Raw genomic sequence first — 14,346 nt, forward strand, 5'->3', positions numbered from 1 at the left:
GCGTTTAGTGCAAAGCCATGAGGACAACGAATAATGATTAATGTAACCCTGCCGGACGGCGCTGTACGTTCATTCCCCGCGCCTGTCACAGTGGCAGAGGTCGCCAAAAGTATCGGAGCTGGCTTAGCCAAGGCTGCGATCGCCGGGCGTGTTGATGGTGCTCTGGTCGACGTCAGTCATCTGATTGAACGTGATGCGAGCCTGAGTCTTTTGACATCCAAGGATGCCGACGGCATCGAGGTCATGAGGCACTCCTGTGCGCACCTGCTCGCCATGGCCGTCAAGGAGCTGTATCCGCAAGTGCAGGTGGCGATCGGTCCCGTAACTGAGGATGGGTTTTTCTATGACTTTGCTACCGAGATCCCTTTCACCACTGAGGACCTGAGCGTCATCGAGACGCGCATGTACGAGCTGGCGAGCCAAGACATGGCTATCTCTCGGCGCACGCTGAGTCGCAAAGAAGCACAAGATCTTTTCGAAGCTCGTGGTGAGGTTTTGAAGAGTGAAATCATCCAAAGCATTCCTGCCGATGAGATATTGAGTCTGTACAGGCAGGGCGATTTTGAAGACCTTTGCCGGGGACCTCATGTCCCGTCAACGAGCCGAGTAGGCGCGTTTAAGCTGACCAAGGTGTCAGGCTCATACTGGCGTGGTGACGCTAACGGTATTGCGCTTCAGCGCATCTACGGAACTTGCTGGCCAACCGCGAAAGATCTCGCTGCCTATCTGAACAGGTTGGCTGAGGCTGGTAAGCGAGATCACCGCAAGCTTGGCCAAGCGCTGGACCTGTTCCATTTTGACGACAGCGCACCGGGATCAGTTTTTTGGCATCCGAACGGCTGGAAGCTTTTTCAGACCCTCATCGCGTATCTGCGTGTCCGCCAAGAGTCAGCCAGCTACGTCGAGATCAACACACCCGATGTCATGGATCGCGGGCTCTGGGAGATCTCCGGACACTGGTTCAATTATCGCGAGAGCATGTTTACCACGACTACCGCGGATGATCGGGTTTTCGCGCTCAAGCCCATGAATTGCCCGGGTGCCGTCTCTCTGTTCTCCAAGGGCATGAAAAGCTATCGCGACCTCCCACTACGCTTGGCTGAGTTCGGGAAAGTACACCGTTACGAGGCCTCTGGCGCCCTTCATGGCCTGATGCGGGTAAGGCATTTCACTCAAGATGATGCCCACGTTTTCTGCACCTTGGAGCAGTTGCAAGGTGAGTGTGAGGACATCATTGACCAGGTCTTCGACATCTACAAAGACTTCGGGTTTACGGAGGTTGCGGTCAAGCTTTCAACCCGTCCTGCCAAACGAATCGGCAGTGACGAAACCTGGGATCTTCTGGAGGGCGCTCTCGTTGGAGCCCTGAAGGGGATGAATACGGATTACACGATCAACCCGGGGGAAGGCGCTTTTTATGGACCCAAGCTCGAATTTGTATTGCGTGATGCGATTGGCCGAGATTGGCAGTGTGGGACCCTCCAGGTTGACCTCAACCTCCCAGAGCGTTTCGACGTTCACTACGTTGATGATTCCGGTGCAAGGCAAAGGCCGGTAATGCTTCATCGAGCCCTTTTCGGCTCTCTCGAGCGCTTCATTGGCATCCTGATTGAACACTACAGCGGTGCATTCCCGACGTGGCTGGCACCTCAGCAAATCGTCGTTCTCAACATCAGTGATGGCCAAGCTGATTACGTTCGTGCAGTCGTCAAAACACTCAAAGCAGCGGGGCTTAGGGCTTTCAGTGACCTACGCAACGAGAAGGTGGGCTACAAAATTCGTGAGTACACGCTTCAAAAGGTGCCGTATCTGATTGTCGTTGGCGACAAGGAAAAAGAAGCGAATACGGTCACGTTGCGTACTCGTACGGGCGAGAACCTGGGCACGTTCACATTACCTGATCTGATCGGTCGGCTAGTACCTGAGGGCGCGGGGCCACTTGCCTCAGTGCTCCAGTGACAGCGGCTACGCCAGCTAATACCACCCTTCGAAGCGAGATTTAGATATGTCATCCATGAAGCTGCCCGATGTCGCAATCACGGAGCAACCGATTGCGCCTTTGCCTTTGGACTGGGTAGGGATGGAGGGTATCGACCTACCTATCCAGCTTGATGAGCCTGGCATTTCTTTGCCAATCCATGCAAAGGCAGACGTGCAGGTGGATCTGCCCAATGGTGGGACAAAGGGCATCCACATGTCCCGTCTGTATCGGTTACTAGACGAGCTTTCTTGGCCTCGTCCGCTGAGCCCAACGTTATTGCAGTCTGTGATGGCTGCCATGGTGGCGAGCCATGAAGACTGCCAGGCAACTGGGGCTCGTCTGCGTCTGTCGTTCGATCTTCTAGCCAGTCGACCAGCCCTCATTACAGAGGGCCTAGCAGGATGGAAGGCATACCCAGCTGTCATTGAGGCGACACTCAAGAAGGGACAGCTGCACCTCAGGATCCACCTGGATGTCGGGTATTCATCTACGTGCCCCTGCTCGGCCGCCTTGTCACGTCAAATTGTTGAAAGCGCGTTTCTGAAGGATTTCGCTGGATCCCAGAGTGTCACGCCCGAAGACGTTGCGGTTTGGCTGCGTAAACATGCTACCGCTGCCACTCCTCACAGCCAGAGGAGTGTGGCGGCAATCAGCGTAGTCATTGACTCGGCTGCGTCTTCGTTAGGGCTACTCGATTTGGCCGATCGCACCGAAGCAGCGCTTGGAACGCCTGTTCAAACAGCAGTGAAACGCGCTGATGAACAAGAATTCGCGAGGCTCAATGGCAGCAATCTCATGTACGTGGAGGATGCGACTCGTAAGCTTCAGCAAGCGCTCGCTGGCCATTACGAGGGGCTGAACATCTACGTTTCGCACAAGGAAAGCTTGCATCCACACGATGCAGTGGCGTGGTCGAGTATTGCGCTTTGAGAGCAGCAAATTCTCGGCGATCAAGATAGCAAGAACCGGACGCTAGACCTGGGCAAGCATGCCGGCCGTGAGTATTTGACGGTCTGGCAGCTGTTCATGATGAGCGTTCGGCCCCACCTGACTTTCAGCAGCAAAGGAAGAAGGAGTCCATGGAACTACATCTATACAACACGCTTGGTAGCAGCCTCCAAGTATTTCAGCCGGCGGACCCGCAGCGGGTCACAATGTATGTGTGTGGTCCAACCGTTTACGATCTGGTGCACATCGGAAATGCACGACCTGTCGTCGTTTTCGACGTCCTCAGCAGGATGCTTCGGAAACTATATCCTAAGGTGATCTACGCCCGAAACATCACGGATGTTGACGACAAGATCACAGCAGCCGCGCAGGCCGCGGGTATTTCAATCGGAGAGCTGACTCGTCACTTCACCGCTCAGTTTGAAACCGACATGCGGCAGCTCGGTGCGCTCGAGCCTGATATCCAGCCGTTAGCAACAGCTCACATTCAGCCCATGATCGCCATGGTGCAAGCGTTGTTGAAGCGTGGGCACGCCTATGTGACGCACGGACATGTTCTGTTTCACGTCCCGAGCTTCCCTGAATACGGTCGCCTGTCCCGTCGAAAGCGAGAAGAGCAGATTGCCGGCGCACGTGTGGAAGTGGCACCGTTTAAGCGGGATCCCGCAGATTTCGTGTTGTGGAAACCCTCTGACGATCAGCAGCCTGGCTGGCCAAGCCCGTGGGGTAGGGGGCGTCCAGGGTGGCACCTCGAATGCTCCGCGATGATCGAGACTCATCTTGGAAACACAATCGATATCCATGCCGGCGGGAGAGACCTGATCTTCTCTCACCACGAGAATGAAATAGCGCAAAGCGTATGCGCCCATGGTGGGGAGGACTATGTTCGGTATTGGCTACATAACGGACATGTCACAGTCAATGGACAGAAAATGTCCAAGTCTATAGGGAACATGACAACGGTAAGGAGTCTCTTGGAGCGATTCTCTCCCCGTACGCTGCGGTATGCACTGCTTACCGGTCACTACAGGCGTTCGCTAGAGATATCGAATCAAAGCTTGTTGCAATCGGAGAAAAGCCTTCAGCGCCTGGATGCTGTGATGGCGGGCGAAGACCCTGATGATCTCAAGGACGCACGTCCCGATCCCATCGTTTGGAATGCATTATTGAATGACCTCAACACGCCCCAGGCCATCGCACAGCTTCATCGTATGGCAAATGATTCGGCGCAAGCGAAAGGCGCGGTAGAAAAAGCTAGTCGAGTTGCTTCTCTGAGGGCGAGTTGCGAGCTGCTCGGCATTACAGATGGCCAATCGACTGTAACACTATCTACTGGCTCTTCAGACGACCCAAACTTTGAAAACGAAGTCGAATCGCTGATTGAACAGCGGAAGGCACTTCGACTGGCCGCCCGATTCGAGGAGGCAGATGAGGTCAGAAATGCTTTAAGTAATCTTGGTGTGGGCATCGAAGACACTGCGCAGGGGACACGTTGGCATAGGCTTTCGTCGGGTTACAGCCGATGACGAAGTCCCAGCAGGCTCCTTTGAAACTCGGTGCTGTACGCCGTCGCTAGACTCAGGGGCGGGCTCGACGGCTCGCTCATTAAGCGTCTACTGTAAAAGGTTTATTGATGATGATTAGGCAGATTGAGCCGGAACTTCTATATTTTGATGTCCCAGAAGTCAGTCGTGAGGAGGCCCCTATACGCATCCCCCATAAAATCACGTACTCGATCTGTATGCGTCAAGTCTATATCCATCTGCTGGGGTTGGCCCGCGAGTTTCATGCTCCGCGATGGGCTGTGGCTGTGGAGATTATGGACAAAGAAAATGTCATATATCCCGTTCGGCGTGTAGGTGATGAGCTATTTGGTCTAATTGATGATGCGAAAGAGGTAGGGTTGATTTTTGCCCTGAGAAAGATTGAGGATCTGAGGATGAAGCGTACTTAACAAGGATTTTTACTGAATCTTGCCTCGGGTCTGGCGCTCATGGCTAAGGAGAGCACTTAGGGCAGATGGCATCAATTTGAATTCCTTGTTCATGTAGCGTATGGCCCGATCGGAGTAACGTGCTCGTTATACAGTTTGCGAATTCTCGGTTCTTAATGGTCGTTACAGAGTGGCAGATTGGGCAGATCAGCAAGATGTCTGGGTCACATTTTCTCTGCGTCTTGCTTGTGCACAGGAGATAAACGCTGTTGCATTTGAGCTTTCTGACAACCCCTGCTTTTGAGAAAAAGGCCAGAGCCCTGTAGACCAGTACGGGACTCGCCGACGCTTTTTTCGTCCGAATGTGTTCCAGCAAGGTATAGGCCCCTAAGCCATTTTTGTGCCGGGCCAGTTCTTCCAGGATCAATCGTCGATCAGACGTTACCTTCAACCCAAGCCTTTCACACTCGGCGTATGCCCAGTCCAAAGGGCTGAGCTTGCGACGCTTTCCAGTCGCTCCACAGCTTGGCATTTCCCAATCCTCGTCCTAGGATGTTATGTTATATCGTAACACTAAATCGAAAACCGGTAAAACGAACGGAGAGGTCATGACCGTGCTCACGCCATCATCAACATCAACCACCGCCAAGCTTCCAGTCACAGTTCTGTCTGGCTTCCTTGGCGCGGGAAAGACCACGCTGCTGAACCACATCCTTAACAACCGGGAAGGCCGTCGAGTGGCCGTAATCGTCAATGACATGTCAGAGGTCAATATTGACGCATCGCTGGTTCGGGAGGGTGGGGCTGAGCTGTCCAGGACTGATGAAAAGCTCGTTGAAATGAGCAATGGGTGCATTTGTTGCACGTTGCGCGAGGATCTGCTGATTGAGGTTGAGCGGCTTGCTAAAGATGGCAGGTTCGACCAACTGGTGATCGAGTCCACTGGTATCTCTGAGCCACTGCCAGTTGCCGAAACCTTCACGTTCGCGGGTGAAGATGGCAAAAGTTTGTCGGACCTGGCTCGCCTCGACACCATGGTCACAGTGGTCGATGCCTTCAATTTTCTGCGTGATTACTCTTCCCGGGACAGCATCCAGTCGCGTGGTGAGTCGCTGGGGGAAGAGGACACTCGAACAGTAGTCGACTTGCTGATCGAGCAGATCGAATTCTGTGATGTCCTCGTTCTGAACAAAACAGACCTGGTGAATGAGGAGGAGCGTGAGCAGCTATTCGGGATCCTCAAATCGCTGAATCCAAGGGCCAAGATTGTCACGGCATCTTTCGGCAAGGTTGCTCTGGAGGAAGTGCTGGATACGGGCCTTTTCGACTTCGATGAGGCGACCAATGCTCCAGGATGGCTCGCTGAACTCCGCGGCGAGCATACGCCAGAGACCGAAGAATATGGGATCGGTAGCTTCGTCTACCGCGCTCGCCGTCCTTTCCATCCTAAACGCTTCCATGCGCTGATTTCGCAGGAGTGGCCGGGCGTCATTCGCTCTAAAGGGTACTTTTGGATCGCAACGTTGCCGATCTTTGCTTTCAACTGGTCGCAGGCCGGAGCAGTGGCTCGTCATGGTAGGGCCGGCTACTGGTGGGCCGCGGTTCCCAAAGAACGTTGGCCAACAGATCCAGAGTCCATTGCTCTGATCAATAAAAACTGGGCTGAAGGGGTGGGTGACGCCAGGCAGGAGCTGGTGTTGATCGGTAGTGGCATGGATCAAGAGCAGATCACCGAAATGCTGGACGAATGTCTGCTTACAGATGCTGAAATGGCGCTCACGCCTGAAGGCTGGATCAAGTTTGATGATCCATTTGAGTGGGAATAAGCAATAGCTGGTAGTAGGGGCGCAGAGACTGCGCCCCTCACATTTACGGAATTCTGAGGCCGCAGACATGACCCATGATGAGATCCTTGCTCAATCTGAGCACGACTATATGAGCGACGCTCAGCTGAAATTTTTCCGCGAGCTTCTCCTGTCTCAGCGTGACGAGTTGCAGCAGAGAATTGATGGCGAGTTTCAGGTTTTGAAAGCTCAGGAGCCAAGCAGTGATCCGTCGGACATCGGTACCGCCGAGGAGCAACGTGGCTGGAACCTGCGGATACTGGAACGAGAGAAAAAGCTCCTGGATAAAATGGATGAGGCACTGGAAAGGATTGCGAAAGGTGAATACGGTTGGTGCGAAGAAACCGGGGAGCCTATTGGGATCAAGCGCCTTTTGGCCAGACCCACCGCGACATTGAGTTTCGAGGCTAAAGAAAGAAGGGAGCTACAGGAGCGTCACCAGCGATCCCGTCGTAACCTATAGGCCTACGAGGGGAAACGCTTGTGCATGTATGTCGATGCCTAGCCCTTCGTGGACTGGATGAACGTGACTCTAGGGTCGAGTGCTAAAGAGCCAGGATCACCTGCGATCATGCCACCATCGACAGGCAGTACAGCAGCGTTGATGTAAGAGGCGCAATCCGATAGCAGCCATGCAATGACCTTTGCAACTTCCGAGGCGTTGGCTGGCCTGCGAGCGGGCACAAACGAGGTGGCTCGCGAGTAGGCTTCCTCAACGTTCATAACAAGATCCGCGCCGTACTCGCGCATCTCCTCGTCGGCCATTTCGGTTCTGATCCAGCCCGGGCATACGGCGTTGGCACGAATACCCTGCGGACCGTAATCAATGGCTACTGATTGCATCAGCATGTTCAAGCCAGCTTTGGTTGCGTTATAGCCTGGAATTCCTCCCGTTGCCCTCAACGCAGCGGCTGACGCTACGCCAACGATGGCACCGCGGGCAGCGATGAGGTGAGGCATCGCAGCACGTAGCAGCTTGAACGGCCCGGTCAGATTGGTCTGGACCATGTCCCCCCAGTCCTGGTCAGACAATTGCCCCACAGGACCGGCGCGAACGATCCCGGCGTTGAGCACCAGCCCTTGTAGAGAGCCAAATCTCTCCAGTGTTATTTCCATCAAGCGATCGATGTCAGTAGTGGATGCCACGTCGGCGACTACGGGGAAGGCTCCTGTTTCATCAGCCACTCTCTGAAGAGGCTCAAGGCGCCGCCCACAAATGACGACTTCCCAGCCGTCCGAACGGAGGGCCTTTGCGGTTGCTGCTCCAATACCCGTACCTGCGCCGGTAACGATTGCTACTGAGCGACTGGTCATGTTCATCCTCACGTTTAGACATGCCTCTCCCTGAAATCCCTACCCGGAGACAAGCAAGTCATTCTCACCTCGTGCCCTTTATGCACGTGCCCATGCGAGGGCGGCAGGTTTATTCATTGCGCGCCCTCACACAACGTCCATTACCCTTTCGAGAGGTCTTCGGGGTAGTGGGTCGTGTTCATCACGCTCAGGCGGGAGTTGAAGGGCAGCACGAGGGTGCTGTTGAGAGTGTCATCCCATCCGAACATCCGGCCGATCGACCGCTCCTCTTTGAGGTCAACTAGCAGTACTGCCTCGACGGTCATGATCTTCTCGGTCCAGAAGAAGATGTAGAGGCCTTCAGCGACTTTCCACGTCTTGCACTGATCCGTGTCTGCAAGGCCAACCTCACCGCCGCGCAGGCAATGCCACGTGAAGGTGCCCAGGTTCAGGTAGATGTGCTCGTAGGTCTCGATATCGCTGTAGCGATAGAAGATTCGCTTACCAACCAATTCGTCGGTGCGCTCATGCTTCGTGCCTTCGCCGTTGACGTTCGCGTACGTAAAGTCGGTAGTTGCCCGGATTTTACCCTCGACCTCTACGAAGCGAGAGATACCCGTCGTGACGGAGCCCGTATTCTGATCAAGGATGATCGTGACGTTCTCTGCGGCAAGGCTCTCACCGCGGACAAAATCGATGATGAAGATCCCGGGTCGCGCTTCGATCGCTTTGTAGTTTGCGGAGCCGGCTTGGTGCTGCTCACCTTTCCCCGCAGACCAGGTCAAAAGGTCTTGATCTTTGAAAACGTACTCGCTGGAAGCGTCCTGAAGAATCGTGCCAACCAACGCAGCGGAGGCGGGGAGGGTCTGCTTCCCGAAACCGTCCAGCATTACGGATACGGACGGCCACTCTGCTTCAGGTACGAAGTCTTGGGTAGATGCTAAAGCCATGATTTTTTTGTGCCTTTTTGTTATCTGGTCTAGGGGGCGTGTCGCTAGATTCCCGCAGTCAGCGGTGTCTGTTCAGGACCTGACGTCAGCCAAGAAATTAGGGTTGCACGCTGCTACGCTAGAAACTCTACGTTTGTTTAGTTTGATCGTCAACGCAGAGATGGGTGAAATTTGTCTCTCGAACGTAATGAGGTGCACTGGGGCCAGAATCGGGGGCGTGGGTGTTCCCCTTACGCAGGTGTTGGCCTCATGGCCAGCAGCGATGGGGTGCCGATCGGACAGGTTTGTGAGACCATCGCCAGCCGACGGATGCCCCGGCTTTCATGGCTCTAGATCAGTCTTCACACTGATCTGCCAGGACAATTCACTGAGGGGGCGCGAAAATGGTTCTTAGGTGTTTTTTCAGATGACACAGCAATCTGTTCGTTTGCCCTACGGGGAAGGTCGGGATGCCTTGATGGCAGCAGCGATTGATGTGGTAGCCGAGAAGGGGCTTCGAGGAGTCACTTACAGGGCTATCGCAGGCCGAGCGGGCGTTAACCACACTCTTGTGACACACCACTTCGGCTCCATAGAGGGGCTACTTGCCGCGACGATGGAATGGGCGGTTGAGCGCTCGATTCGTGAGAGTGGGTTGGAGCGGATTGCGGATTTCGACAACGCGTTCGCAGACTCGCTGATCGAATCAGTCTCCAACGAACCAGAACTCCAGCTGTTCCAGTTTGAGATGCTGCTCGAGTCTCGACGTAATCCGGAGATGCGCAGCCTAGTGGAGAAATTGTACGCAAACTACATGATGACCGTAGAGGCGGCCCTCAGGAATCGAGGGCTCGACACCAGGAATGAGGCAGCTATTGCTATCTTCGCAGCCTTGGACGGACTGATGCTGCAATTCCTCACCATTAGCGGGCCGGAAAAAATCCGGGCAGCGGTGATTCACATCGGGCATCTCGTCTCAGCGCTGCCTCGAACGGGTGGCATGAATCAGGACTGAGTCTGGGGCCTTGAAGATACCTTCCAGCCCCTCCGTATCATCCGTGCACCTAGATGCCATTGACCATGGGTATCTCCGCGAAGCGGTCGGATCAAGCGCTATGCGGAGCTGTAGGATCACCTGGCTGGCCGCGGTCCTGAAGCTTTCGCAGTCCGTATAGGACTACGGAAAGAAGCAGAATCCCGATCCCCATGAGCAGCTCTTTGGTGCCCCCGTATCCCACCAGCTCAGTGGATGCTGCACCGACAAGCACAATCAGGCCAGTCAACAAACTCAAAGTCCATGCCACGGGGATCCAACCCCGCCCCAGTTTTACGGGTCTCTCAGCGCCGGCTGCATCTTTGCGCAGCCACAGGAAGCCGCTCAGCGCGAAGAAAATCGACGCGACATAACCTATGTTGGCAGTCACGAGGATGGCCAAGGGAGAGGAAAGCAGGAAGATCATAGCGATGTTGAGTACCACCGCGACTGTCATGCAGCGACCTGGCACCTGGTGCTTGTTCAATACACCCAATTGACGGACTGTCAGACCGTCTAACGCCATTCCGTAGAGTGCCCGGGAGCCATCAGCGAGGGACGCGTTTAGTCCCATGAAGAGTCCCACCAGCAGCGTACCCACGAAAAAGCTGCTGTATTCACTTCCTAACACCGCATCGAATGCGCCGATGAAGAAACCATTCGGGTTATCAATCGCTGCTTGTTGATCGGCCAATCCTCCCAGGCTCAACGCTACTGCGGCGAAGGCAGCAACCGTGTACAGACCAGAGGTCACGAGCGCTAGCTTCATATCCTTCTTGCTGCGGTACTCGGGGCCAAATGCAGCGCACATCTCCGTGCCATAAGCGCTCCAAGCAATGAGGAACAGCCACATCAACGCAGTCCGGCCGGTGCTCCAATCGGTTGCGGGCAGCTGATCCCACGCTTTCTGGAAGTGATCGAAGCTCCACGCGTCACTATAGAGAGGGGCAAATGCGAGCACCAGGATTGGGATCAGCAGCAGCACACCCATGTACTTTGAAACGGATGCTGCCATCTGCACGCCCAGGCGGTTGAACTGCCAGAAAACGAGAATTAACCCGGCGCCGATGAATTGAGCCAGCCCGATGCTCACTGATCCAAGCTGGTAGCTCCAGGTCTGATCCGCAAACCACTGCGCTTGAATCAGTGAGCCCGCGCTTACTCCGACGATTGCGAGCACCGCGGACCACCCTAGCCAGTAGCCAAAGGAGGCGATCGGACCTACGAGCTTGCAGCGGCGCTTCCAGCCCTCCGTAGCGATCATCGCGATGCCGCCGGGCTTGTCCGGGAACATTGCACTCACTTCGAGGAAAATCCAGTTTTGACACGCTCCGATTGCGGCCGACCCGACCCACAAAATCAAGGCACCAATTGGGCCCAGCGCTCCTAGAGCAAATCCGAAAGACGCAAAGATTGATCCTGAGACCGCCATGGACAGGGCAAAAGCATCTGTCCAACGAAGCGTTTTGGACAGATGGGAGGCATTATTTTCGTTGTGGGCCATCGACAGGCGTCCTGGGAGGTTAAAGGCAAGTCAATTAGCCCACACCTTGGTGTGCCAGAACATGACTCACAGTGACCGGTGATTGTGAATCAGTGCCAAACACTCACGGCCTTCCTTGACCAATGCGGTGTCGAACCCATGGCTGAGTCTAGGCGATGCTTCCTCGGCGCTGCGCATGATGCCTCCCTGGCCGCATCATAGCGTTACAAATCCAATCTTCCTCAGGATTGACTTCGACTGATGGAAGAAAATAGCATCGCGGCTCTTTGCGACCGACCGGTCGGTAGTTTTTAGGGTGAGGACTTGAAATGGATGGAGCTGCTAAAAGAGTGCCTGTACGCATCGCAATCGCCTTGGGATTGATTGGCGCTTTGGGGCCATCGGCAGTGGACATGTATCTGTCTAGCCTCCCCGAAATTGCGCGTGAATATCGGGCCAGCTTCGCCAGCGTTCAGTTGACGTTGACATTCTTTCTGCTCGCGATGGGCGCGGGTCAGCTCCTGTTCGGACCTGTTGTCGATGCTTATGGACGACGCAAGCCTCTACTCATAGGTCTGACGATCTTCACGGCCTGCTCACTCGGGGCAGCTTGGTCACCCACCTTGGAATTACTAATCGGGTTCAGGTTTGTCCAAGGCTTGGGCAGCGCTTTGACTCTTGTCGTAATCATGAGCATGGTCCGAGACGTAAGTCATGGGGTTGCCGCGACCAAGCTGTTCGCAATGCTCATGACGATTGAGGGCGTTGCGCCGATCCTGGCCCCGGCAATTGGCGGCTTTATAGATACGCACTTCGGGTGGCGGGCAGTGATGCTTGTACTCGCTGCGTTGGGAGCTGCTGTGTTCTGCAATAGCTGGCTTTCGCTGCCCGAGACCCTTGATAGGGAGCAGCGAGAGCCGTTACGGCTGCGGGCGGCCTGCCGGACTTACGTCACCATTGCCAGTGATAGAAAGTTCTTGATGCCAACGCTTGCAGTGGCTGCGGTCTTCTTTTTCCTCTTCGCTTACATCGGAGGAGCAACCTTGGTCTACCAAGAGATCTACGGATTGAGCGCTCAGGATTTTGGTCTGGTATTTGGCGCGACCGGAGTCACGATTCTTTTTGGAGCCATGCTGACCGGCAAACTGGTGAGTCGATTAGGGCTTGGGCGGCTGTCGATGCTCGGGGTTTTATGTATGGCTGCCGGCGCGGCGATCGCTTTACTCGCGGCAGCGTCCGGGTTGGGTCTTGTGGGTGTCGTTGGAGGCATGGCGTTATCGCTTTTTGGTCTTGGGATTGCCGAGTCGACGCTAATGTCCCTGGTGATGTCTTCTCAAGAGAAAGCCTTGGGCTCCACCGCGGCTCTTTTGGGCGCATTCCAACTGTCGATCTCATCCACTGCCACGCCAATTGCAGGTCTTGTCCTGGCGTACGGGCCAGTGGCTTGGGTGGGGCTGCTGGCCTTTAGCGCTCTCATGGTGTGTTGGCTAACCAAAATCAGTGTGCCTAGCTCGTCTACAGAGGCCTACAATCTCGCCGGACACTGACAGGAGGCTGCATGATTGTTAACGATTTGAGTCCGGCAGCAGGGCGGATCGCCCAGCTGGCACTCAGCCATTTCGCCGAGCGTGGCTATGACGCGGCCTCAATGAATGATATCGCGGTGTTGGCTGGGCTCAAGAAGGCTTCGCTCTACGCCCATTTCGAAAGCAAGGATGCGCTCTACGTCACTGCACTTGAGATAGCGTTGGAGTCAGAAGTTGGCTTCGTACGTGCGCATTTTTCTCAGAAAGAGGAGGCCAGCGAGGTACCAGGCGAAGGGTACTGGTCTCAACTGCGCGATCGATACGCGCATAATGACTCACTGCGATTTCTATTGAGGGCCGCGTTCTACCCACCTCATGCGCTGAGACGAACGGTGATGTCAGGCTTCGACAGCTATCTGGAAGTGCTCCGAGGCTGCTTTACGGAATCCTGTGTGGCGGGGCGCCAGAGCATCTCAGTTGAGGTGGACAATTGGCTCGTTGAGGCATACATGGCGGTGATCGATAGCCTCACGGTTGAGCTGATCTATGGGAACGAAGAGGGTTACCGTCGTCGCATAGAGGCTTTCAGGGGCCTGTATCTTTGGGTGCGTAGCTGCACAGACTGACCACTGCGGAGCATTGGACCTGACCACTTGTCTGTACGGTGGATTCCTAATACAGCTGCTGTCCGTGATCAGCATGTTTAGGTCCATGGTGCCCAAGGCGACAGCTAGTAGATGACCCACAACGGACACTGGTCCCAAGGTCGTTGATTAGCACCGCGCACATCGCTGGTAAGCTGGCGATGTGCGCGAAGCAGCTTTGGTTTCGAGTCCGTCATGCCATGATACTGGCGGCTAAAAGAGCAGCCGTTCGCCTTGTATGGACAACACCCTTTCGCCAGTGCCCTCTAGGCGCTGGCCGCCTGGCGACGCAGCAGGTCGTCAATTGCCCTGATTGCGAGCGGGTAGCCGTCAGCGCCCATGCCGCATATTACCGAGTTGACCACGCTAGACATGATCGAGTGGCGATGTAGTTCGTCGCGTGCATGAATATTCGACAAGTGCAATTCAATCAGCGGTGCGTCGATCAACTTCAGGGCATCCAGCACTGGGATTGAGTGAAACGAAAGGCCGGCTGGGTTGATGATCAAGGCTGCGCCTTGCTCGAACGCCTCTTGAATCCAGTCGATCATCACCCCTTCATGGTTGGTTTGGCGGAAGTCGCAAACCAGATCGAGTTCATTGGCCTGCTGTTCACTGCGTTGACGAATCTGCTCGAGCGTTGTGTGTCCGTAAATGTGTGGCTCTCGCCGACCCAGCAGGTTCAAGTTAGGGCCATTGAGAATGAAGACGGTGCGGTTCATGGTCGTCCTG

The 14,346-nt window shown here is 55.0% G+C and carries 13 protein-coding genes; 8 read left to right on the top strand and 5 right to left on the bottom strand.

The features are described 5' to 3' along the window. Nucleotides 1-33: 33 nt before the first annotated feature. From thrS to cysS, 3 genes are all read left to right on the top strand, one after another. Nucleotides 34-1,959, top strand: a complete 1,926-nt coding sequence (gene thrS / locus BUQ73_RS08230) for a threonine--tRNA ligase (RefSeq protein ID WP_079227390.1) — start codon at nt 34-36, stop codon at nt 1,957-1,959. Between the two features lie 46 nt (nt 1,960-2,005). Then, on the top strand, nt 2,006-2,911 hold the full coding sequence (gene folE2, locus BUQ73_RS08235; RefSeq protein WP_079227391.1) for a GTP cyclohydrolase FolE2: 906 nt from the start codon (nt 2,006-2,008) through the stop codon (nt 2,909-2,911). 149 nt (nt 2,912-3,060) lie between these two features. Next, nucleotides 3,061-4,455, top strand: coding sequence for a cysteine--tRNA ligase (gene cysS / locus BUQ73_RS08240; RefSeq protein ID WP_079227392.1), 1,395 nt, complete (start codon nt 3,061-3,063; stop codon nt 4,453-4,455). A 471-nt stretch (nt 4,456-4,926) separates the two neighbouring features. Here cysS and BUQ73_RS28920 read toward each other — a convergent pair whose 3' ends face one another. After that, the gene (locus tag BUQ73_RS28920) at nt 4,927-5,394 is read right to left on the bottom strand and encodes a transcriptional repressor (RefSeq protein WP_079227394.1); all 468 of its coding nucleotides are present in this window, start codon (nt 5,392-5,394) and stop codon (nt 4,927-4,929) included. A gap of 76 nt (nt 5,395-5,470) precedes the next feature. Between BUQ73_RS28920 and zigA the strand changes: the two genes are divergently transcribed. Both zigA and dksA read left to right on the top strand, forming a co-directional pair. Further along, nucleotides 5,471-6,688, top strand: coding sequence for a zinc metallochaperone GTPase ZigA (gene zigA / locus BUQ73_RS08255; protein ID WP_079227395.1), 1,218 nt, complete (start codon nt 5,471-5,473; stop codon nt 6,686-6,688). Nucleotides 6,689-6,755: 67 nt separating this feature from the next. Beyond that, nucleotides 6,756-7,169 (top strand): RNA polymerase-binding protein DksA, encoded by a 414-nt coding sequence (gene dksA / locus BUQ73_RS08260; protein WP_079227396.1) that lies wholly within the window; start codon nt 6,756-6,758, stop codon nt 7,167-7,169. A gap of 38 nt (nt 7,170-7,207) precedes the next feature. Here dksA and BUQ73_RS08265 read toward each other — a convergent pair whose 3' ends face one another. Beyond that, nucleotides 7,208-8,020: an SDR family NAD(P)-dependent oxidoreductase gene (locus BUQ73_RS08265; protein WP_079227397.1), complete on the bottom strand. Its 813-nt coding sequence runs from the start codon at nt 8,018-8,020 to the stop codon at nt 7,208-7,210. 140 nt (nt 8,021-8,160) lie between these two features. Beyond that, a complete protein-coding gene (locus tag BUQ73_RS08270) occupies nt 8,161-8,949 on the bottom strand; it encodes a MoaF C-terminal domain-containing protein (protein ID WP_079227398.1) in 789 nt (262 codons plus the stop codon). 406 nt (nt 8,950-9,355) lie between these two features. Here BUQ73_RS08270 and BUQ73_RS08275 point away from each other — a divergent pair, with 406 nt between their 5' ends. After that, nucleotides 9,356-9,943: a TetR/AcrR family transcriptional regulator gene (locus BUQ73_RS08275; protein ID WP_079227399.1), complete on the top strand. Its 588-nt coding sequence runs from the start codon at nt 9,356-9,358 to the stop codon at nt 9,941-9,943. Between the two features lie 91 nt (nt 9,944-10,034). Here BUQ73_RS08275 and BUQ73_RS08280 read toward each other — a convergent pair whose 3' ends face one another. After that, on the bottom strand, nt 10,035-11,465 hold the full coding sequence (locus BUQ73_RS08280) for an APC family permease (protein ID WP_079227400.1): 1,431 nt from the start codon (nt 11,463-11,465) through the stop codon (nt 10,035-10,037). A gap of 308 nt (nt 11,466-11,773) precedes the next feature. Between BUQ73_RS08280 and BUQ73_RS08285 the strand changes: the two genes are divergently transcribed. Further along, nucleotides 11,774-12,991, top strand: a complete 1,218-nt coding sequence (locus BUQ73_RS08285) for a multidrug effflux MFS transporter (protein ID WP_079227401.1) — start codon at nt 11,774-11,776, stop codon at nt 12,989-12,991. Between the two features lie 11 nt (nt 12,992-13,002). Continuing rightward, the gene (locus BUQ73_RS08290) at nt 13,003-13,596 is read left to right on the top strand and encodes a TetR/AcrR family transcriptional regulator (RefSeq protein WP_079227402.1); all 594 of its coding nucleotides are present in this window, start codon (nt 13,003-13,005) and stop codon (nt 13,594-13,596) included. Between the two features lie 284 nt (nt 13,597-13,880). Here BUQ73_RS08290 and BUQ73_RS08295 read toward each other — a convergent pair whose 3' ends face one another. Next, the gene (locus BUQ73_RS08295; protein ID WP_079227403.1) at nt 13,881-14,336 is read right to left on the bottom strand and encodes a type II 3-dehydroquinate dehydratase; all 456 of its coding nucleotides are present in this window, start codon (nt 14,334-14,336) and stop codon (nt 13,881-13,883) included. Nucleotides 14,337-14,346 lie beyond the last annotated feature (10 nt).

Origin of the sequence: Pseudomonas putida, from assembly GCF_002025705.1 — a bacterium.
Classification (GTDB): Bacteria; Pseudomonadota; Gammaproteobacteria; order Pseudomonadales; family Pseudomonadaceae; genus Aquipseudomonas; species Aquipseudomonas putida_J.